This window comes from Zavarzinia marina, assembly GCF_021568905.1.
Taxonomy (GTDB): Bacteria; Pseudomonadota; Alphaproteobacteria; order Zavarziniales; family Zavarziniaceae; genus Zavarzinia; species Zavarzinia marina.
The window spans coordinates 599,695-619,627 of sequence record NZ_JAKGSB010000001.1 but is presented as its reverse complement, the minus strand read 5'-3'; the positions used below and the strand labels follow the sequence as shown (position 1 = coordinate 619,627).

The 19,933-nt window shown below is 66.6% G+C and carries 18 protein-coding genes; 2 read left to right on the top strand and 16 right to left on the bottom strand.

The window, feature by feature from the left end; translation table 11 throughout:
* From fabZ to rpsB, 12 genes are all read right to left on the bottom strand, one after another.
* A complete protein-coding gene (gene fabZ, locus L2U69_RS02955; protein ID WP_236104850.1) occupies window positions 1–474 on the bottom strand; it encodes a 3-hydroxyacyl-ACP dehydratase FabZ in 474 nt (157 codons plus the stop codon).
* Window positions 474–1,502, bottom strand: coding sequence for a UDP-3-O-(3-hydroxymyristoyl)glucosamine N-acyltransferase (gene lpxD, locus L2U69_RS02950; protein ID WP_236104849.1), 1,029 nt, complete (start codon window positions 1,500–1,502; stop codon window positions 474–476). Before lpxD ends, fabZ begins: the two co-directional genes overlap by 1 nt.
* 2 nt (window positions 1,503–1,504) lie before the next feature.
* On the bottom strand, window positions 1,505–2,083 hold the full coding sequence (locus tag L2U69_RS02945; protein ID WP_236104848.1) for an OmpH family outer membrane protein: 579 nt from the start codon (window positions 2,081–2,083) through the stop codon (window positions 1,505–1,507).
* A complete protein-coding gene (bamA, locus tag L2U69_RS02940; RefSeq protein ID WP_236104847.1) occupies window positions 2,083–4,386 on the bottom strand; it encodes an outer membrane protein assembly factor BamA in 2,304 nt (767 codons plus the stop codon). The genes L2U69_RS02945 and bamA overlap by 1 nt, the downstream gene beginning before the upstream one ends.
* Before the next feature lie 35 nt (window positions 4,387–4,421).
* Entirely contained in the window at window positions 4,422–5,573 is a 1,152-nt protein-coding gene (rseP, locus tag L2U69_RS02935; protein ID WP_236104846.1) for an RIP metalloprotease RseP, read from the bottom strand.
* Between the two features lie 63 nt (window positions 5,574–5,636).
* On the bottom strand, window positions 5,637–6,803 hold the full coding sequence (locus tag L2U69_RS02930; protein ID WP_236104845.1) for a 1-deoxy-D-xylulose-5-phosphate reductoisomerase: 1,167 nt from the start codon (window positions 6,801–6,803) through the stop codon (window positions 5,637–5,639).
* Entirely contained in the window at window positions 6,800–7,618 is an 819-nt protein-coding gene (locus L2U69_RS02925; RefSeq protein ID WP_236104844.1) for a phosphatidate cytidylyltransferase, read from the bottom strand. The genes L2U69_RS02930 and L2U69_RS02925 overlap by 4 nt, the downstream gene beginning before the upstream one ends.
* A 7-nt stretch (window positions 7,619–7,625) precedes the next feature.
* Window positions 7,626–8,369 (bottom strand): isoprenyl transferase, encoded by a 744-nt coding sequence (locus L2U69_RS02920; protein ID WP_236104843.1) that lies wholly within the window; start codon window positions 8,367–8,369, stop codon window positions 7,626–7,628.
* Window positions 8,370–8,405: 36 nt separating this feature from the next.
* Window positions 8,406–8,927 (bottom strand): ribosome recycling factor, encoded by a 522-nt coding sequence (frr, locus tag L2U69_RS02915; RefSeq protein WP_329605367.1) that lies wholly within the window; start codon window positions 8,925–8,927, stop codon window positions 8,406–8,408.
* A gap of 43 nt (window positions 8,928–8,970) precedes the next feature.
* Entirely contained in the window at window positions 8,971–9,690 is a 720-nt protein-coding gene (pyrH, locus tag L2U69_RS02910; protein ID WP_236104841.1) for a UMP kinase, read from the bottom strand.
* A 217-nt stretch (window positions 9,691–9,907) separates the two neighbouring features.
* Window positions 9,908–10,834: a translation elongation factor Ts gene (gene tsf / locus L2U69_RS02905; RefSeq protein ID WP_236104840.1), complete on the bottom strand. Its 927-nt coding sequence runs from the start codon at window positions 10,832–10,834 to the stop codon at window positions 9,908–9,910.
* A 42-nt stretch (window positions 10,835–10,876) separates the two neighbouring features.
* A complete protein-coding gene (gene rpsB, locus L2U69_RS02900) occupies window positions 10,877–11,710 on the bottom strand; it encodes a 30S ribosomal protein S2 (RefSeq protein WP_236104839.1) in 834 nt (277 codons plus the stop codon).
* A gap of 257 nt (window positions 11,711–11,967) precedes the next feature.
* On the opposite strand from rpsB, the gene L2U69_RS02895 reads away from it, so the two are divergent.
* On the top strand, window positions 11,968–13,014 hold the full coding sequence (locus tag L2U69_RS02895; RefSeq protein ID WP_236104838.1) for a 2-dehydropantoate 2-reductase: 1,047 nt from the start codon (window positions 11,968–11,970) through the stop codon (window positions 13,012–13,014).
* Here L2U69_RS02895 and L2U69_RS02890 read toward each other — a convergent pair.
* On the bottom strand, window positions 13,004–13,966 hold the full coding sequence (locus L2U69_RS02890) for an AraC-like ligand-binding domain-containing protein (protein ID WP_236104837.1): 963 nt from the start codon (window positions 13,964–13,966) through the stop codon (window positions 13,004–13,006). The two genes, L2U69_RS02895 and L2U69_RS02890, sit on opposite strands and share 11 nt — an antisense overlap.
* A 109-nt stretch (window positions 13,967–14,075) precedes the next feature.
* Here L2U69_RS02890 and L2U69_RS02885 point away from each other — a divergent pair, with 109 nt between their 5' ends.
* Window positions 14,076–15,134: a carbon-nitrogen hydrolase family protein gene (locus tag L2U69_RS02885; RefSeq protein ID WP_236104836.1), complete on the top strand. Its 1,059-nt coding sequence runs from the start codon at window positions 14,076–14,078 to the stop codon at window positions 15,132–15,134.
* Window positions 15,135–15,138: 4 nt separating this feature from the next.
* Here the strand turns inward: L2U69_RS02885 and L2U69_RS02880 are convergent, their stop codons facing one another.
* The 3 genes from L2U69_RS02880 to dnaE all read right to left on the bottom strand — a co-directional run bounded on the left by L2U69_RS02880 (window position 15,139) and on the right by dnaE (window position 19,785).
* Window positions 15,139–15,762 (bottom strand): LysE family translocator, encoded by a 624-nt coding sequence (locus tag L2U69_RS02880; protein WP_236104835.1) that lies wholly within the window; start codon window positions 15,760–15,762, stop codon window positions 15,139–15,141.
* A gap of 69 nt (window positions 15,763–15,831) precedes the next feature.
* The gene (locus tag L2U69_RS02875) at window positions 15,832–16,302 is read right to left on the bottom strand and encodes a hypothetical protein (protein WP_236104834.1); all 471 of its coding nucleotides are present in this window, start codon (window positions 16,300–16,302) and stop codon (window positions 15,832–15,834) included.
* Window positions 16,303–16,311: 9 nt separating this feature from the next.
* Window positions 16,312–19,785: a DNA polymerase III subunit alpha gene (gene dnaE, locus L2U69_RS02870; RefSeq protein ID WP_236104833.1), complete on the bottom strand. Its 3,474-nt coding sequence runs from the start codon at window positions 19,783–19,785 to the stop codon at window positions 16,312–16,314.
* Window positions 19,786–19,933: the final 148 nt, after the last annotated feature.

Here is a 19,933-nt window from a genome sequence, read left to right as displayed (position 1 = left end):
TCAGCGGTCGAGGATCATGGCGGTGACGGTCGCTTCCGCCGCCAATGCCCCCTCGACCTTCGCCACGCAATGGAATTTCCAGACGTTGGCGCGCCCGCGTTCCTTCTGGACGTGGATGTGCATCTGATCGCCCGGAATCACCGGCTTGCGGAACCGGCAGTTCTCGATCGACATGAAATAGACCAGCCGCCCCTCGGCCTCGGTGCCCAGCATGGAGATGACGACGACGCCGGCGGTCTGCGCCATGGCTTCGACGATCAGCACGCCCGGCATGACCGGATAGGACGGGAAGTGCCCCTGAAAGAAGGGTTCGTTGATCGAGACGTTCTTGACCCCGGTCGCCGCCTCGCCCGGCTTGAGGCCGATCACCCGGTCGACGAGGAGCATGGGGTAGCGATGCGGGATCATGCGCAGGATCTGCATGATGTCGACGGATTCGAGCGTCTCGACGGTGGTCTCGCCGGACTCGGCCATTAGTCTTCCCCCTTGTGCTGGGCGAGGCGCGACAATGTCGCCGTCTCGCGAAACCATTGTTTGACCGGTACCGCCGGAATTCCCCCGACGGTGCCCCCGGGTGGCACGTCGCGCATCACGCCCGCCTTGGCGGCGATCTGCGCGCCTGTGCCGATGTTCACATGGTCGGCGATACCGGCCGCGCCACCGAAGGCGACGAAATCGCCGACGGTGCAGGATCCCGAAATGCCGACATGGGCGGCGATCACGCAACCGCGCCCGAGTTTCACGTTGTGGCCGATCTGCACGAGATTGTCGATGATGCAGCCGTCACCCAATACCGTGTCGCCATAGACGCCGCGATCGATGCAGGTATTGGCGCCGATCTCGACGTCGGCGCCGATCACCACCCGGCCGACCTGCGGGATGCGCAGATGGCCCGCGGGCGGATTGGGCACGAAGCCGAAGCCGGCCTCGCCGATGCGCGCTCCGGCCAGAATCGTGGTGCGCGCGCCGACCAGCGCGCATTGGACGCTGGCCCCGGCGCCGACGATCACCTGGTCGCCAAGGACGACGGCCGCGCCGATCACCGCATTGGCATCGACGATCGTACCGGCGCCGAGCACGGCCCCGGCGCCGATCACCGCGCCCGGCCCGATTTCGCAGCCATGGCCCAGCACGGCATCCGAAGCGACGGCGGCGGTCGGCGCGATGCCCGGCGCCGCCACGCGCCGCGGATGGAAGGCCTGGGCGATCCGGGCGTAGGCGATGGCGGGCTGGCGCGTGAGCATCAGGGCCATGCCCGGGGGCGCACGCTGGGCCCACTCCTCGCGCAGCAGGCAGGCCCCCGCGCCCGAGGACGCGAGGAGAGCAAGGAATTTGCCGTGACCGACATAGGTGATGTGATCGGCGCCCGCCCACTCGAGGGGTGCGGCGCCGGCGATGGTCTGATGGGGATCGGCCCCCTCCGCCAGGGTGGCGCCGGCGATCTCGGCCAATGTCCCCAGGCTGAACGGCCCCCTGCCCTCGAAAAACCGGGGTTCGGCCATGATCATTTCACGGGTGCGACTTCGACCTTTATCGAAGGCAGCTTGGCATCCAGCGCGGCCAGCACCTCGTCGGTGATCTCCAGGCTGGGATCGAAATAGACGACTTCCTCGGTGCCGAGCAGGACATTGGCCCCGCGTGCGCTCATGATCTCGCTGAAGATCGGCACCAGCGCCTCGCGAACCTTGGCGCCGGCGGTATCGACCGCCTCGCTGATCGCCTTGTTGCTGGCCTGGGCGCGCCTCTGGGCGGCCGCCACTTTCTCCTCGAACGCCTTCTGGCGCTTCGAGCGTTCGGCATCCGAGAGCTTGGGTGCCGCTTCACGCAGCTTCTGCTCTTCCTTCTTGAGCGCCTCGAGGTCCTTGTCGACGACCGCCTGATACTTCGCCCGGACCGCCTGGATCTGGCGATTGACGTCGAGGGACGCCTTGGACGCGGTCTGGATACGCTTGTAGTCCACGATCAGGGGTTTCGCCTGGGGCAGATCCTCGGCCAGGGCCGGGCTCGTGGCGGCGACGAGGGAAATGGGGGCGACCGAGAGCAGGAGTCCGGCCGCCGCGGCCTTGATGCGTTGTCCGATCATCAGAACTTCGTCCCGAAGCTGAAGCGGAAGACCTGCGTGTCGTCGTAGTCTTCCTTGAGGAGGGCCTGCGCGAAGTCGACACGGATGGGCCCGAAAGGCGAATCCCAGGAAATGCCGAAGCCCGCCGACATGCGCAACGAACCGTCGTCCAGAAGGTTGGTGACGGTCGGGGCATCGACTTCGTAGAGCGTGCCGAAGTCGGTGAAGACGCTGGCGCGGATGCCGTATTCCTCGGGCAGGCCGACCGGGAAGCTGACCTCGAGCGAGCCGATGGCATAGGCATTGCCGCCCAGCGCGTCGTCGGTGTCGCCGTCGCGCGGGCCGATACCAGCATCGGCGAAACCGCGCAGGTTCTGGCCGCCGACGTCGAAGCGATCGTTCAGGCGAATGTCCTGGCCGAGGCCGTGGATGTAACCCGCTTCCGCCGTCGCGGAGGCGATCACGGAACTCGTGATCGGGTAGTAGTAATTGGCGCCCAGCGTGGTCCGGACATAGGTCACGTCGCCGCCGAGACCGGCGAAATCCTGACCGAAGAACAGGTAGTAGCCGTCGGTCGGGCGTTGCGGCCGGTCGCGCCGGTCATAGGCGAGGACATAGCCGACCATGGAGGTCAGCGCCTCGCCCTCGGCTTCCTTGACCGCGCGGGACGCCAGCGAGCCGACATTGGTGATCTCGTCCTGCCGCAGGGTGTAGCGCGTCGACATGCGCGTGTATTCGGACAGGTCGAAGGAGGCGCGAAGCGCGAAGCCCAGGCGGCGCAGATCGTATTGCGCCTCGTCCTGATAGTCGCGGTCGATGTTGAAGATGTCGACACCGGCGGCGACGTTGCGGCCGAGGAAATAGGGTTCGGTGAAGCCGAAATCGAACTGGGTGCGCTTCTGCGACAGGCTGGCCGAGATACGGATGTCCTGGCCCCGGCCGAGCAGATTGCGCTCTCGGATGGAGACTTCGCCGACCGCGCCTTCCGACGAGGAATAGCCCGCGCCGAGCTGCAGCTCGCCGGTGGAACGTTCCTGCACGTCGACGTTCATCACCGTCCGGTCCGGCGCCGTGCCCTGGACCTGGGTGATGTCGACCTTCTCGAAGAAGCCGAGCGCCTGCAGACGCTGGCGCGACCGTTCCTTCTTCGCGGTGTTGAAGGCGTCGCCTTCCGCGAGGCGGAATTCGCGCCGGATGACCGAGTCGAGGGTGCGGACGTTGCCGGTGATGTTGATCCGCTCGACATAGACGCGGGGCGCCTCGTTGATCTGATAGATGATGTCGACGGTCTGACTTTCGCGGTTGCGCTTCAGCACCGGCCGGATGTCGACGAAGGCATAGCCGAGGTTGCCGGCGGCATCCGTCAGGCTGTCGATCGTCTTTTCGATCAGTTCGGCGTTGTAGGTCTCGCCCTCGATGGTCTGGAGCGTGCTGATCAGATCCTCGGACGGCAGGTCGCGAATGCGGCTGTCCACCTCCATGGTGCCGAAGTTGTAGAGCTCGCCCTCGTCGACCGTGAAGGTGATGAAGAAGGCGTCGCGCTCCGGCGTCAGATCGGCGACCGACGACAGCACGCGGAAATCGGCATAGCCGTTGGTCAGGTAGAATTTGCGCAGCAATTCCCGATCGTAGGTCATGCGATCGGGATCGTAATTGTCCTCGGACGAGAAGAAGCGGTACCAGCGGGATTCGCGGGTGGCGATCTCGTCGCGCAGGTCACCGTCGGAAAAGGCCTTGTTGCCGATGAAGCTGATGCGCTCCACCCCGGTGCTCGGCCCTTCCTTGATCTCGAAGATCAGGTCGACGCGGTTCTGCGGCAGCTGCACGATCTTCGGCTCGATCGTCGCGGCGAAACGGCCCGCGCGGCGATAGAGTTCGAGCATGCGCTGGACGTCGGACTGCACCTTGGAGCGAGTGAAGATCACGCGCGGCTTGACCTGCAGTTCCTTGGTCAGATTGTCCTCGGAGAGCTTGCTGTTCCCCTCGAGCACGACGCGGTTGATGATCGGATTCTCGACCACCGTGACGACGAGGTCGTTGCCCTCGGCGCGGATCTGCACGTCACCGAAGAGCCCGGTGGCATAGAGCGCCTTCAGCGACATGTCGACCTTCAGGGGATCGAAGGGATCGCCGGCCTTGATCGCCATGTAGGAGATGACGGTCTCGGATTCGACGCGCTGATTCCCCTCGACGCGGATGCCCGAGACGATGGGGGCAACGGCTTGCGAACCGCCGCCGGACACCTGTGCAAAGGCGACCGGCGTGAAGACGAGACCGACAGCCAGCGAAGCCGGCCCGACCAGCCGACGTGCAACGCGCACCATTGAGGACACCCCAGAACTCCCTCTGCCGCCGCCGTTCAGGTGAAGAGCCGGCTGATGAAATCGAAGACCCTAAGCTGAACCAGATCGTTCCAGGTCGCGAACACCATCAGCGTCAGCACCATGGCGAGGCCAATCCGGAAACCGAATTCCTGAACCCGTTCCCCGAGCGGCCTGCCGCGCATGGCCTCAAACGCATAGAACAACAAGTGTCCGCCGTCCAGCATCGGCACCGGCAAAAGGTTGAACAAGGCGAGGTTTACCGACAGCGCGCCGATCAGCCAGATGAAATTGGCGATTCCGGTGGCCGCCACCTTGCCCGACATGTCGGCGATTCGAAGCGGTCCGCCCAGTTCCTCGGTACCGCGATCGCCCCGGATCATCTGCCCGACCGCCGTCGTCGTCACGTCGATGACGGAGCCGACCTCCCGGGTGCCGTACCAGAGCGCCTCGAAGAAGCCGCGCTCGCGGAATTCGAGGCCCGACGGCGCCACCCCGAGAAGGCCGATCTTCTGCTTGCCGCCCTGCCCGTCGTCGACCTCGGTGATGCCGGGGGTGACGGTCAGGTCCATGCGCGCGCCGCCCCGGTCGAGCGCGATGTCGATGGGCGTGCCCTGATTGAGGCGGATGACGAGGCGCAGGTCCTCGAAACTCTCGATCGAGCGGCCGTCCGCCTCGATGAAGCGGTCGCCGGGCAGAATGCCCGCCGCCTCGGCGGCGCTGCCGGGCGAAACCTTGTCGACGACCGGCGCCGTGAACGGCTGGCCGACCATGAAGAACAGGGCGAAGAACAGGAAGATCGCCAGGATGAAATTGGCCACCGGCCCGGCCGCCGCGATCGCCGCGCGCTTGCCGACAGATTGGCCCTGGTAGCTGACGCGCCGCTCTTCCGCGGTCATCGGCGAATCGTCGCCCCGGGCCGAGGTCGCGTCGGCGTCGCCGAAGAAGCGCACATAGCCGCCGAGCGGCAGGGCGGAGACGCGCCAGCGCGTGCCGGTCTTGTCGGTCCAGCCGAAGAGTTCGCGGCCGAAACCGATCGAAAAGGTCTCCACCTTCACGCCGCAGCGCCGCGCCACCCAGAAATGGCCGAACTCGTGAACGGAAACCAGCGCCGAGATCGCGACGATGAAGAAGAAGACCGTATGCAGTGACGAGCCGATGCCGCCCAGAATATCGCTCAAAAAGGACATATCGCCCACCGGAGGACCGCCTTTCCCGGCACGTCCTGCGACGTGCCACGTTTCAACCCGTTGTTATGTCCGGCCCAGCACGGCTTCGGCGCCGTGTCTGGCCGCCTTGTCAGCAGCCACCACCTCGTCGAGGCAGGACGCGCCGAAACGACCTGCGCATTGGTCCAGAACCTGATCGACGACTGCGGCGATTTCGAGGAAGCCGATCCGTTCGGCCAGGAATGCCGCGACCGCGACTTCATTCGCCGCGTTCAGGATTGTAGGGGCCGCCCCCCCCGATTTCAAGGCGTGGCGCGCCAGCGAAAGCGCCGGAAACCGTTGGGAATCCGGCGGTTCGAAGGTCAGGCGGGCGATCGCCGCGAGGTCGAGACGCGCGACCGGCGTCGCCATCCGATCGGGCCAGGCGAGCGCATGGGCGATCGGCACGCGCATGTCCGGCGCGCCGAGCTGGGCCAGAACCGAGCCGTCGACATATTCGACCAGGCTGTGGATCACCGACTGGGGATGGACCAGGATGTCGATCCGCTCTTCCGGCATGGCGAACAGGTGGTGGGCCTCGATCAGTTCCAGGCCCTTGTTCATCATGGTCGCCGAATCGACGGAAATCTTGGCGCCCATGGACCAATTGGGGTGGGACACCGCCTCGGCCGGGGTGGCGCGGGCCATGGCGTCGCGGTCGGCCGAGCGGAAGGGCCCGCCGGAGGCGGTCAGGATCAGCCGGCTGACCCGCTCGCGCCGGGCTTCATCGAAGACCTGGAAGATGGCGTTGTGTTCGGAATCGACGGGCAGCAGGGTGGCGCCGTGTTCGGCGACCGCCGCCGTCACGATGTCGCCGGCGCAGACCAGCGCCTCCTTGTTGGCGAGCGCGACGACGGCGCCGCGCCGGACCGCCGCCAGGGTCGGCGCGAGGCCGGCCGCGCCGACGATCGCCGCCATCACGAGGTCGCTCGGCCGGGCCGCCGCTTCCGCCACCGCCGCCGGCCCCGCGCCGACCGCGATGCCGAGGCCCGAAAGCGCCTCGCGCAGGACCGGAAGGGCCGCCTCGTCCGCGCTGGCGACGAATGCCGGGCGGAAGCTCCGCGCCTGCTCGATCAGAAGATCCAATCGCCGATGCGCCACCAGGGCGACGACCCGGAACTGGTCGGGGTTGCGCCCGATCAGGTCGAGGGTGCTGGTGCCGACCGAGCCGGTGGACCCCAGTACGGTGACGCTGCGTGGCCCCCCGCTCATGCCGGCAGCCCCGCCATGACCGCGAGCGCGGCCGCCGGCGCCGCGAACAGCAATCCGTCCAGCCGGTCCAGGAAACCGCCGTGGCCCGGGATCAGATTGCTCGAATCCTTGACGCCGAAATGCCGTTTCATCGCACTCTCGCAGAGATCGCCGATCTGGCTCCAGGCGCCGATCAACCCGCTGACCAGACCGAACAGCAGCGGTCGCGACAGGCCGACCGCCAGGGCCACCAGGGCGCCGACGGCGACGGCCGCGACCACGCCACCGATCAGGCCGGCCCAGGTCTTCTTGGGGCTGATGCGCGGGGCGAGGCGCGGCCCGCCGATGGTCCGCCCGGCGACGTAGGCGCCGGTATCGGTCGCCCAGATGGAGGCCAGCAGCCAATAGACCAGGGCCGCCCCGGCGGCCGCGTCGAAGCGGAGCCAAAGCATGGCAAGGCAGGGCAGCGCGACATAGGGCACGGCGATGCCCGACCAGACGGCCACCCGTCCCCGTGCCCGGGCCAGCAGGATGGAGGCGAGGACGCCGGCGACGATCAGGCCCATCGCGGCCGGAAAGACGCCGAGGGCGCCGGCCGCCAGCGCCGCAGCGACGAAGCCGATATGGACGACGGCGGCGGGGCCGATGCCGTCCCGATCGGTGATCCTGTCCCATTCGAAGACGAGCGCGAGCGCGACCAGACCGATGAGCGCGACGAAATAGCCGTCGCCGAAATGGACGCCCGCCAGGCCGACGGCGCCCAGAACGACGCCCGACAGGATACGCCTGCCGAGATCGCCGGGTCTCTTGCTGTCCAGCGGCGGCGACGGGGCCATGCGGCGGTCAGTCCTTGCGCGCGCCGAAGCGGCGGTCGCGGCTGCGAAACTCGCGCAGCGCCAGTTCGAGCTCGTCCCGGCCGAAATCGGGCCACAGCGTGTCGACGAAGACGAATTCGGCATAGGCCGCCTGCCACAGCAGGAAATTCGACAGGCGCTTCTCGCCCGAGGTGCGGATCACCAGGTCCGGATCCGGCATGCCGGCGGTTTCGAGCCGGCTGGCGAACAGGCTCTCGTCGATCTCCTCCGGGCGCAGGCGCCCCGCCGCCACCTCGGCCGCGAGGGCGCGCGCCGCCTGCACGATCTCGCCCTGCCCGCCATAGGAAATCGCCAGGACCACGGTCATCCGGCGATTGTCCCGCGTGCGGGATTCCGCCTCGTCGATCAGGTCAATGATGTCGCCGGCCAGCCGGCCGCGATCACCGATCACCCGGAGGCGAACACCATTGGCATGGAGTTCGTTCAGATCGCGCCGCAGATAGAGCCGCATAAGGCCCATCAGGTCGCCGATCTCGTCCTCCGGCCGTTTCCAGTTTTCCGACGAGAAGGCGTAGAGCGTCAGATATTCGATGCCGAAGTCGGCCGCCGCCTCGACGACGCGGCGCACGGCGTCGGAGCCGCGCTGGTGACCGATCAGGCGCGGCAGCAGGCGCGCCTTGGCCCAGCGCCTGTTGCCGTCCATGATGACGGCGACATGGCGCGGCACCGCCGCGTCCCTGGTCGCATCCTTCGTCTCGATCGCCGGCTTCATCACCCGCTCCCGGCCGCCCGCCGTCTCTCAGCCGCCTCAGACCTGCAGGATTTCCTTTTCCTTGGTCGACAGCAGGCCGTCGATCAGGCCGATCGCCTTGTCGGTCATGTCCTGCACTTCGTCGGCATAGATCTTGTGATCGTCCTCGGAAATCTTGCCGTCCTTTTCCAGCTTCTTGAGCTGGTCCATGCCGTCGCGGCGCACGTTGCGCACGGCCACACGGGCCTGCTCGGCATATTTGGAGGCGAGTTTCACCATTTCCTGACGCCGTTCCTGGTTCAGTTCCGGGATCGGAATGCGGATCAGCGTGCCGTCGGTCACCGGATTGACGCCCAGACCCGAATTGCGGATCGCCTTCTCGACGGCGCTGACCGAGCCCTTGTCCCAGACCGAGACCGACAGCATGCGCGGCTCCGGCACCGAGACCGAGGCGACCTGGTTGATCTGCATCTGGGCGCCGTAGACTTCCACCGTGATCGGGTCGAGCAGCGTGGGCGAGGCCCGACCGGTGCGCAGGCCGGCATATTCGTGGCGCAGGTTCTCGACCGCGCCGTTCATGCGCCGGTCGATCGATTCGAGGTCTGGCTCGTCGGTCAAGGTGTCACTCCCCTTCCCTGATGATGGTGGACCTGGCTTCGCCCTTGAGCACCGAAACCACGGGTTCGGACAGGCTGAAGACCAGGATCGGGATGCGGTTCTCGCGCGCCAGGGCGATCGCCGAGGCATCCATGACCCTGAGGTCCTGGCTCAATACGTCATGATAGGTCAATTCGTCGAAGCGCACGGCATTGGGATCGCGCTTCGGATCGGCGGAATAGACGCCGTCCACCTGGGTGCCCTTCAGCATGGCGTCGCAACCCATCTCGGCGGCGCGCAGCGTCGCCGCCGTGTCGGTGGTGAAGAAGGGATTGCCGGTGCCGGCGGCGAAGATCACCACCCTTCCCTTCTCCATGTGGCGGATGGCGCGGCGGCGGATATAGGGCTCGGCCACCGAGGTCATGGGAATGGCCGAGATCACGCGCGTCTGCAGGCCCAGCTTCTCGAGCGAGTTCTGCAGCGCCAGCGCATTCATCACCGTCGCCAGCATGCCCATGTAGTCCGCCGTGGCGCGCTCCATGCCGCGCGCGGCACCCGACAGGCCGCGGAAAATGTTACCGCCGCCGATGACGATGCAGATCTCGGTGCCGAGGTCGTAGACGCCCTTGATGTCGCCGGCGATGCGATCGACCGTCACATTGTCGATGCCGAACTGCTGTCCGCCCATCAGGGCTTCCCCCGACACTTTGAGAAGGATGCGGCGGAATTTCGGCACGGTGGTCATGGGATTATCCAGGCGCGAAGCGTCTCAGTCCCGAACCGGCTGGCCGGGCTGGTCACGGGGTATAGCATCTGACCGGCAATGGGCCAACGGGGACGGCGCTTCTACCACAAAAAGCACACATCGCCACTGCGCGAATGCGGAAAGCCCGGCGCGTCGGAAACGCGCCGGGCCATTCCGTGGGCCGGCCTCACGGCCGGCGAGTCGGGAACAGGCTGGATCAGCGACCGGCCTGGGCGGCGACTTCGGCGGCGAAGTCGCTCTGTTCCTTCTCGATGCCGTCGCCGAGGCCGAAGCGGACGAAGCCGGTGACCTTGATCGGGCTGCCGGCGTCCTTGGCGGCGGCTTCCACCGCCTTGCCGACCTTGGTTTCGCCGTCGATGATGAAGACCTGCTCCAGGAGCACGACTTCCTCGTAGAACTTGCGAATGCGGCCTTCGATCATCTTCTCGATGATGTTGTCGGGCTTGCCCGAGGCGCGGGCCTGCTCGGTCAGCACGTCGCGCTCGCGCGCGATCAGCGACTGGTCGAGCGACGAAACGTCGAGCGAGGCCGGGTTGGTCGCCGCGATATGCATGGCGATCTGCTTGCCCAGCGTCTCCAGCGTTTCGGCCGGGGCGGCCGATTCGAGGGCGACGAGCACGCCGATACGGCCGAGGCCCGGCGCGGCGGCCGAATGGACGTAGGACGCGACCACGCCCTGCGGCACTTCGAGCACGGCGGCCCGGCGCAGGTTCATGTTCTCGCCGATGGTGGCGATCAGATTGGTCAGCTCGTCCTTCACCGACTTGTCGGCGCCCGGATAGGCCGCTTCCGCGATGGCGGCGATATCCTCGCCGGCTTCGGTCGCCACCTTCGCCACATTGGCGACGAAGGACTGGAACGCCGGGTTGCGGGCGACGAAGTCGGTCTCGGAGTTCACCTCGACCACGGCGGCCTTGGTGCCTTCCGAGGCGACGCCGACGAGACCTTCGGCGGCGACGCGGTCGGCCTTCTTGGCGGCGGCCGCGAGGCCCTTCTTGCGCAGCCAGTCGACGGCCTGCTCGATATCGCCGCCGTTCTCGGCCAGCGCCTTCTTGCAGTCCATCATGCCGGCACCGGTCTTGGTGCGCAGATCCTTCACCAGGGCCGCGGTAACCTCAGCCATTTGGGTCTACCTTTCGAGATGCTTGCGATCGGGGACGAAAGCTCAGGCCTGGGCGGCCGGAGCTTCCTCGCCGGCGACGTCGGTCGCCTCGACGGCCTCGGTGGCCTCAGCAGCCTCCAGGGCGGCTTCTTCCGCCTCGACGTCGACGAGCTCGGAGACCTCGCCGATATCGACGCCGGCCGCGGTCAGCTCGGCCTGAATGCCGTCGAGGACCGCGCGGGCGACCAGATCGCAATAGGTGGAGATGGCGCGCAGCGCGTCATCATTGCCCGGCACCGGATAGGTGATGCCGGCGGGATTGGAATTCGAATCGACGATGGCGACCACCGGGATGCCCAGCTTGTTGGCTTCCTGGACGGCGATGTCTTCCTTGTTGGTGTCGATCATGAAGATGATGTCGGGAAGGCCGCCCATCTCCTTGATGCCGCCGAGCGCGCGCTCGAGCTTCTCCTGCTCGCGCTGGAGGTTCAGCTGCTCCTTCTTGGTGAGGCCGAGGGCCTCGCCCGACAGCTGCTCCTCGAGGGTCTTCAGGCGCTTGATCGACTGGGAGATGGTCTTCCAGTTGGTCAGCATGCCGCCGAGCCAACGGTGGTTGACGTAGTACTGGCCGCAACGGGCCGCCGCTTCGGCGATCGGCTGCTGGGCGGTGCGCTTGGTGCCGACGAAGAGCACGCGGCCGCCGCCGGCGACGACATCGCGGATCGCCTGCAGGGCGCGATGCAGCATCGGCACCGTCTGGCCCAGGTCGATGATGTGGATGTTGTTGCGCACACCGAACAGGAACGGCGCCATGCGCGGGTTCCAGCGGTGGGTCTGGTGGCCGAAGTGGACGCCGGCTTCGAGGAGCTGGCGCATCGAGAACGAAGGAACGGACATGATATGTACCTTTTCCGGTTGAGCCTCCGTGGGCTGTCGCCCGAACCTCCGAAACTCGGAAATCCGGACACCGGAGCGACGGCGGAACCTCTCCGCAGCCGCGAACCCACGTGTGGAATGGCGCGCCTAATACCCCCGATACCAGGGAAAAGCAAGGTGCATCTGCCGAATGCCGACCCGTGTACCGAAATGTAAACAAGACGACACTCAGTGCGCGCGCGCTTTGTCATCATGCCTGAAAACATGGGGAGAGTGAAATGGACAGGCAAGATGGCCCCCGGCAAGGCGGTTTGCGGCTGGTGGTTCTCGGGGCCGGCCTGATCGGCGGCTATGTCGGTGGCCGCCTGGCGCACGGCGGGGCGAATGTCGCGTTCGTCGGCCGTCCGGCCCAGATGGCGGTGCTCGCCGAAGGCGGCATGACCCTGACCGATCTCGAAGGTTTCAGGGCCGAAATTCCGGCCGGCGCTCTCTCCCTCGCCAGCGATCCCGCAGGGCTCGCCGCGGCCGATGTCGTCCTGCTCGCGGTGAAGAGCCAGGCGACGGAAAGCGCCGCCGCCGACATAGCCGCCCACGCCAGGCCCGATGCCGCCGTGGTCAGCCTGCAGAACGGCGTCTCCAATCCGGAGCGGCTGCGGGCGCTTCTGCCCGGACGCACCGTGGTCGCCGGCATGGTGCCCTATAACGTCGCCTCGCCCGGGCCCGGCCATTTCCACCAGGGCACCAGCGGCGCCATCGCCCTGGAGGACGGCCCCACGGCCGCCGCCCTCGCGCCCCTGTTCAAGGCCGCCGGCCTCGCCCTGGACCGTCACGGCGACATGCGCGCCATCCTCTGGGCCAAGCTGCTGATCAATCTGAACAATGCGATCAACGCATTGTCGGGCAAGCCGCTGGCGGCACAGCTCGCCATCCGCGATTATCGCCGCTGCTTCGCGCTGTGCCAGGCGGAGGGGCTGCGCCTCCTGAAGGCGGCGGGGATCGCACCGGCCCAATTGGGCGCCCTGCCCGCCCAGCGCATGCCCTTCGTCCTGTCCCTGCCCGACTGGCTGTTCAAGCGGATCAGCAAGCGCGGCGGCACGCCCCGGATCGACCGCCACGCCCGCTCGTCGATGGCGGAGGATCTGGCCGCCGGCCGCAAGACCGAGGTCGACCATATCAACGGCGAGATATTGGCCCTGGCCCGGAAACTCGGCCGGGCGGCACCGGTCAATGCCCGCGTGATCGAATTGATCCATGCCGCCGAAGCGGGCGCCCCGCCCTGGCCGGCGGACAGACTGTGGCGGGAGTTGAAGGCGCTCAGGACCTGAGCGCCGGCGCCGCGCGGCGATAGTCGAGCGCGGATTGCCCGAAGCGCGCGCGAAAGCAGCGCGCGAAATGGGCGGCGTCGCCGAATCCCCAGTCGAAAGCGATCTGCGACACGCCTTTATGGGAAAGCGCCGGATTGCCGAGATCATCCCGGCAGCGCGACAGACGCTGGTTGCGAACATAGCTGGTGACCGATTGCCCCTCCGCCGCGAAGAGACGATTGAGGTCACGCACGCTGCGCCCGACGGCGGCGGCGATACGGGCCCGATTCAGCGCGGGATCCCGCAGGTTCCGGTCGATATAGGTCTTGGCCAGCATCAGGGCCGCGAAACGCGGGTCGGATAATTCGAAACGGCCTGTCGGAAGATCGGCCCGCAAGCTGCACGCCAGGAGATCCAGGGCGTGCTGTTCCAAGGCAGCGATCTGTTCGGCTGATGCCGTGCGGCACGCAAGCGGCAGCGCGGTCAGCAACGCGAAGACGCCGCGATGAATGCCGCCACCGCCAGAAATGACCCGCCCGCAGGCGGCTTCGGCATGGCCGATCCGGCGCGCCAATTCATGGCGCGGCACCTGCAGGACGACCTGCGACGTGCGCACCGGGAAATGCAGGCTGTATTCGCGGCTGGCGTCATAGAGGACGAAGCTGCCCGGCGGCACCGGCGCTTCCTGCCCGTTCATGCCGAATACCATGCGGCCGTCCAATTGAATGCTGAGCAGGAAATCATCGGCGCCCGAGCGCGCGATCTGCCGGCGCGAGCGAACCAGCGTGTGGGCATCCGCCTGGGCCTCGGAAATCCGCGCCCGATGCAGATCGAACAGATCTATGGAACCTGAAAAGTCACGAGGATCGGCCGCCCGGCAATCGAGCCCGACATAGCTGTCGCAGACCAGATCGGCCCAGAAGCCCAGCCTGGCCTGCGGCACGACATCTTCCGTGCTCAAAGTCGTTGCCATGGTCCCCGCCCAATCGGTCAAGAGTTTGGTCCCATGCGGTCAAGACGGCATCGCCGCCAGGCCAATAGTATCACGCCACGGCATTCGGACAATTCATGGGGAGGGAACGATGAGCGCGACGACCTACAAGGTGGCGGTGGTTCAGGCCGCCCCCGCCTTCCTCGACCGCGAGGCGGGCCTCCGCAAGGCGATCACCCTGATCGAGGACGCGGCGGCGGCCGGTGCCTCCCTGATCGCCTTTCCCGAGACCTGGATCCCCGGCTATCCATTCCATATCTGGCTGGGCGCGCCCGCCTATTGGCTGCAATTCGTCCAGCGCTATTTCGAGAATGCGCTTTCCCGCGACGGGGCCGAGGAACGGCGCCTGTGCGAAGCGGCGCGGCGCAACCGCATCCATGTGATCATGGGCCATGCCGAGCGGGACGGCGGCAGCCTCTATATGGCGCAATGGCATATCGACGACCGCGGCCACATGCTGGCCCGGCGCCGCAAGCTGAAACCGACCCATGTGGAGCGCGCCGTCTTCGGCGACGGCGATGGTTCGGACCTGGTGGTCAGCGACACCGATCTCGGCCGTGTCGGCATGCTGTGCTGCTGGGAGCACCTTCAGCCCCTGACAAAATACGCCATGTACGCGATGCACGAGCAGATACACATCGCCGCCTGGCCCAGCTTCAACGTCTACGGCGGCATGGTCCATGCCTTCGGGCCGGAGTTCAATTCGGCCGCCTCCAAGATGTATTCCGCCGAGGGTCAATGCTACACCCTTGCCGCCTATGGCATCGTCTCGCCCGAAATGCTCGACATCCTGTGCGACACGCCAGACAAGCGCGCGATGCTGGGTGAAGGCGGCGGCTATGCCCAGATCTACGGGCCCGACGGCCGGCCGCTGGCCGATCCCCTGCCCCACGACCAGGAAGGCCTGATCTACGCCGACATCGACCTCGGCTCGATCGCACTCGCCAAGTCGATGGCGGATCCGGTCGGGCATTATTCCCGCCCCGACGTCATGCGCCTCCTCCTCGACCGCAACCCGGCGGAACGCGTCGTCACCTCCCCGCCGGACTTCGGCACCGCCATCCCCCGGCCGGTTCAGGCGGTCGACGCCGCGGCCGGCCATGCCATCGCCGAACCGGCGCTGATCGGCGAAGGCGCCGGTAGCGACTAGCCGCTCAATCGCCACGCCGGAAGGCCGCCGTCGCGACGCCCATGGCGATCAGGGCGCCGCCGCCGAGGCGCGGCATCCAGCGCCTGGCTGCGGGGTTCAGCAAGCGGTGGCGCATCTGGTCGGCCAGCAGGGCGTAGACGAGTGCATTGCCAGCGGCGAGGCCGACGAAGGTCGCCGTCATGATCACGAACTGCGGCCCCAGCGCGGCCGCCGGGTCGACGAATTGGGGCACGAAGGCGATGAAGAAGACGATCGACTTCGGATTGAGCGCGGTCACCACGGCGGCATGGCCGAAGACGCCCCGCGCCGTCACCTCGCCCTCACCGGCCGCCTCCACGTCCGGCAATGGGCTGCGGAACAGTTTGATGCCGAGCCAGACCAGATAGGCGGCGCCTAGCCACTTCAGCAGGGTGAAGAGTTCGGCCGAGGCCAGCACAAGGGTGCCGAGTCCGGCGAGAGAGGCGGACATGGCGACGAGATCGCCGAGAGCCACGCCCGCAACCGTCGCCACCGCGACCCGCCGCCCCTGGGCAAGGGCATAGCCGAGCACCAGGAGCACCGTCGGCCCCGGAATGAAGAGCAGAACGGTCGAGGCCGCGACGAAGGCGATCCAATGGTCGAAATCCATGCCGGGGTCCTTTCCATGTCCCGGAAATGGAACGCACAAGGCATCGGCCCATGCAAGACGGCTGCGCCGTCAGGATCGATGGCAGGCCGCCGCGATGCGCGCCGCCAACGCCTCGTCGGTCATGCTGCGAAACGGCAGAAAGCGATCCCTCGTGTCTGCCGCCTTGCTCGGCTGCATCACCCATTTGCGCGTATTGCCGGTGGCAAGCTCGGGCAAGCGTGCCATGGGTAACAGCCAGGTCGCCTCGAAGCCCGTCAAGTCCGCCTTCAGCAGCCCGGCGACGAGATAGGCCGGGCGAACCGCCTGGAACGTCGCCTTGCGCACCTCGAAATAGACCGTGTTGCCCTGTGCTGCCCCACTCCGGCACTTCAATTGGATCGCGACGGCGCCGCCCGTCTCCTTGTCGAAGAAGAGGAGATCGATCCCGTCGTCGTCGGCGACGGACCTGAACGGCGACAGGCGCCCGCCGCTCGCGATCATCACCGTGCTCGCCAGCAGGTTTTCGCCGATGGCGCCGATCTGTGTCGAAGTCAGCGCCATCGTCCGCGCCTATAGCTCCACGACCCGCTCGACGCCGGGCACGCTCCGGAAATGTTCCACCACCGCCGGGCTGACGGCGAAGCGCTCGGGCAGTTCGAATTCGAGCTCCCGATCCTCTTCCGGAAAGCCGAGGACGACGGCAATGCGGCCCTTGCCCTTCGGCACTTTGCCCAGGATGCCCTTCATGCCGTCGAAGGCGCCGGTATCGGCGACATAGAGGCGGATGCCGGCGGCGCTGTTGGCGACCACGGCGTCGAGAGACTGGATGGTCTGGGTCGTCATGCGCACCATGTCGCCGTCGATCCGGCCATCGACCTCCACCAGCACCGCCTTGCCCGGCTCCAGCAGTTCGCGCGACATCACCAGGACTTCCGAGAAGACGGTCAGTTCGACGACGCCGCTCTGATCCGTCAGCTTGACGAAGGCGAAACGATTGCCGCTCTTCGCCACCTTCTCCTGGCGCGACAGGACGATGCCGGCGATGCGAAGGCGGGTCTGGCCGCCGGCGATGCGCCGTTCCACCTGGCCGAGGCGCGTCACCCCTAGGCGGTCGAGGGAACGGCCGTAGCCGTCCATCGGATGGGCCGAGAGATAGAAGCCGAGCGCGTCGAATTCATTGGCCGACTGGTCCATGGCGGTCCAGGCCGCGACCTGGGGCAGGTTCAGCACGTCGCCCGACGCGCTGCCGCCGCCACCGAACAGATTCTCCTGTTGGGCTTCGCGCTCCCGCGTCGCGACGTCGGCGAAGCGGACGATATGTTCGGCACCCTGCACCACCCGCGCCCGGCTCTTCTCCAGGCTGTCGAAGGCACCGCCCTTGGCCAGATTCTCGATCTGGCGGCGGTTCAGCCATTTGGGATCCAGGCGATTGGCGAAATCGCCCATGGACTTGAAGGGACCGGCGTGTTTTCGCTCAGCCAGCACCTTCTCGATCGCGTCATGGCCGATGATCTTGATCGCGGCGAGCGCATAGCGGATGGCATAGCTCTCGTCGTCCAGCCGCTCCACCGCGAAATCCGCCTCCGACCTGTTGATGTCGGGCTGGAGCAGCGGGATCTTCATGCGCGACAATTCCTGGCGGAAGACGTTCAGCTTGTCCGTGTTCGCCATGTCGAGGGTCATGATCGCCGCCATGAATTCGACCGGATAGTTCGCCTTCAGATAGGCCGTGTGATAGGCGACCAGGGCATAGGCGACGGCGTGGCTCTTGTTGAAGCCATAGCCGGCGAATTTGTTCACCAGATCGAAAATCTCGTCGGATTTCCGGGGATCGACGCCGCGCTCGGCGGCACCCGAATTGAAGCGGACGCGCTGCTTGTCCATCTCCTCCTTGATCTTCTTGCCCATGGCCCGGCGCAGCAGATCCGCCTCGCCCAGGCTGTAACCGGCCAGGATCTGGGCGATCTGCATCACCTGTTCCTGATAGATGATGACGCCGTAGGTCTCCTTCAGGACGCCTTCCAGCTTCTCGTGCAGATAGTCCGGCTGCTCATCGCCATGCTTGCAGGCGATATATTTCGGGATGTTGTCCATGGGGCCCGGGCGATAGAGCGCCACCATGGCCACGATGTCCTCGAAACAGTCGGGCTTCAGTTTCTTCAGAGCGTCGCGCATGCCCGAGGATTCGAGCTGGAACACGCCGACCGTGTCGCCCTTCGCCAGGATCTCGTAACTCTTCTTGTCGTCGAGGGGCAGTGCCGCCAGATCGATCTCGATGCCCCGGTCGCGGATCAGGGAGACCGCGAGGTCGAGCACGGTCAGGGTCTTCAGGCCCAGGAAGTCGAATTTGACCAGACCGGCCGGCTCCACCCACTTCATGTTGTATTGGGTGACCAGCATGTCGGAGCGCGGATCGCGATAGAGCGGCACCAGATCGACCAGCGGCCGGTCGCCGATGACGACGCCCGCGGCATGGGTCGAGGCGTGGCGATAGAGACCTTCCAGCTTGAGCGCGATGTCGATCAGGCGCTTCACCGTCTCATCCTCGTCGCGCGCCTGCTGGAGCCGCGGCTCCATCTCGATCGCCTGTTCGAGGGTGACTGGATTGGCAGGGTTGTTCGGCACCATCTTGGCCAGCTTGTCGACCTGCCCGAGGGGCATTTCGAGGACGCGGCCGACGTCGCGCATCACGGCACGGGCCTGGAGCTTACCGAAGGTGATGATCTGGGCGACCTTCTCCGTCCCGTATTTCTCGACCACATAGCGGATCACGCGGTCGCGCTTGTCCTGGCAGAAGTCGATGTCGAAGTCGGGCATCGATACGCGTTCGGGATTGAGAAAGCGTTCGAACAGCAGGCCGAAGCGCAAGGGATCCACATCGGTGATCTGCAAGGCCCAGGCGACCAGGGAACCCGCGCCCGAACCGCGCCCCGGCCCCACGGGGATGCCGTGGCGCTTCGCCCATTGGATGAAGTCGGACACGATCAGGAAATAGCCCGGGAATTTCATCTTGATGATGATTCCAAGCTCGAATTCCAAGCGTTCCCAATAGGGTACGGCTATTTCCTCACGTTTTGCCGAATCCATTTCGGGCGTGAAGACATGGCGCTCCAGGCGCATGTCCAGGCCTTCGCGGGCCATGCGGCGCAATTCGCTGACCTCGTCGTGGCCGTCCCCACAGGGAAAAGGCGGCAACAGGGGGCCGCGCGTCTTCGCCCGGATCGCGCAGCGCCTGGCGATCACCAGGGTGTTGTCCACAGCCTCCGGCAGATCGATGAACAGCTCGCGCATCTCCTCCGCCGAGCGGAAGCGATGGCCCGGCGTCAGGTGCCGGCGCTCCGTATTGCCGACGGTCGAGCCCTCGGCGATGCACAGCAGCGCGTCATGGGCGGCATAGGTCGCCTCGTCGGCGAAATAGCAGTCGTTGGTGGCGACCAGGGGCAATTCGCGGTCATAGGCGAGCTCGATCAGGCCCGCCTCCGTCGCCTCTTCCTCCTCCATGCCGTGGCGCTGGATCTCGATGTAGAGGCGGCCGGGGAACATCCCCTCGAAATCGCGGATCAACGCGCGGGCGGCATCCTTCTGGCCTTCCAGGAGAAGCCGGCCGACGGGCCCCGTGGCGCCGCCGGTGAGGCAGATCAGGCCCGTGCTGCATTCGCCGAGGCGCGCCAGCGTCACTTCCGGCGGGCGGCCCGGTTCCGGCTCGACATAGGCCGCCGACGACAGCCGCAGGAGATTGGCGAGGCCTTCCGCGTTCTGCGCCAGAAGGACGATCGTATCGGGGTCCGGCCGGCGCCCGCTGCCGCGCTCGGCCGCGCCCGGCGGGGCAATCGAAAGCTGCACGCCCATGATCGGCTGGATGCCGCTTTTCACGGCGGTGTCGGAGAATTCCAGGGCACCAAACAGATTGTTGCTGTCGGTCACCGCCACCGCCGGCATCCGCGCCTTCGCCACCAGCCCCACCAGCTTCTTGACCGGGATCGCGCCCTCGGACAGCGAATAGGCAGTGTGGACGCGCAGATGCACGAATTCGGCGTGGGGCATGGGCGATTCTCCTGAACCCCCAGCTTACGCGAAATCGTCCTCACAGCGACGATGCACATGCATTGAAACGGCGGTGTTTCACCCCTCACCCCAACCCTCTCCCCAAAGGGGCGAGGGAGTGGATATCGCGCGTGACGGGCTCCCTCGC

Excerpts from the sequence above, each read along its gene's own strand:
- fabZ (WP_236104850.1), bottom strand. The coding sequence starts at position 474 with ATGGCCGAGTCCGGCGAGACCACCGTCGAGACGCTCGAATCCGTCGAC.
- lpxD (WP_236104849.1), bottom strand. The coding sequence starts at position 1,502 with ATGGCCGAACCCCGGTTTTTCGAGGGCAGGGGGCCGTTCAGCCTGGGG.
- L2U69_RS02945 (WP_236104848.1), bottom strand. The coding sequence starts at position 2,083 with ATGATCGGACAACGCATCAAGGCCGCGGCGGCCGGACTCCTGCTCTCG.
- bamA (WP_236104847.1), bottom strand. The coding sequence starts at position 4,386 with ATGGTGCGCGTTGCACGTCGGCTGGTCGGGCCGGCTTCGCTGGCTGTC.
- rseP (WP_236104846.1), bottom strand. The coding sequence starts at position 5,573 with ATGTCCTTTTTGAGCGATATTCTGGGCGGCATCGGCTCGTCACTGCAT.
- L2U69_RS02930 (WP_236104845.1), bottom strand. The coding sequence starts at position 6,803 with ATGAGCGGGGGGCCACGCAGCGTCACCGTACTGGGGTCCACCGGCTCG.
- L2U69_RS02925 (WP_236104844.1), bottom strand. The coding sequence starts at position 7,618 with ATGGCCCCGTCGCCGCCGCTGGACAGCAAGAGACCCGGCGATCTCGGC.
- L2U69_RS02920 (WP_236104843.1), bottom strand. The coding sequence starts at position 8,369 with ATGAAGCCGGCGATCGAGACGAAGGATGCGACCAGGGACGCGGCGGTG.
- frr (WP_329605367.1), bottom strand. The coding sequence starts at position 8,927 with ATGAACGGCGCGGTCGAGAACCTGCGCCACGAATATGCCGGCCTGCGC.
- pyrH (WP_236104841.1), bottom strand. The coding sequence starts at position 9,690 with ATGACCACCGTGCCGAAATTCCGCCGCATCCTTCTCAAAGTGTCGGGG.
- tsf (WP_236104840.1), bottom strand. The coding sequence starts at position 10,834 with ATGGCTGAGGTTACCGCGGCCCTGGTGAAGGATCTGCGCACCAAGACC.
- rpsB (WP_236104839.1), bottom strand. The coding sequence starts at position 11,710 with ATGTCCGTTCCTTCGTTCTCGATGCGCCAGCTCCTCGAAGCCGGCGTC.
- L2U69_RS02895 (WP_236104838.1), top strand. The coding sequence starts at position 11,968 with ATGGACAGGCAAGATGGCCCCCGGCAAGGCGGTTTGCGGCTGGTGGTT.
- L2U69_RS02890 (WP_236104837.1), bottom strand. The coding sequence starts at position 13,966 with ATGGCAACGACTTTGAGCACGGAAGATGTCGTGCCGCAGGCCAGGCTG.
- L2U69_RS02885 (WP_236104836.1), top strand. The coding sequence starts at position 14,076 with ATGAGCGCGACGACCTACAAGGTGGCGGTGGTTCAGGCCGCCCCCGCC.
- L2U69_RS02880 (WP_236104835.1), bottom strand. The coding sequence starts at position 15,762 with ATGGATTTCGACCATTGGATCGCCTTCGTCGCGGCCTCGACCGTTCTG.
- L2U69_RS02875 (WP_236104834.1), bottom strand. The coding sequence starts at position 16,302 with ATGGCGCTGACTTCGACACAGATCGGCGCCATCGGCGAAAACCTGCTG.
- dnaE (WP_236104833.1), bottom strand. The coding sequence starts at position 19,785 with ATGCCCCACGCCGAATTCGTGCATCTGCGCGTCCACACTGCCTATTCG.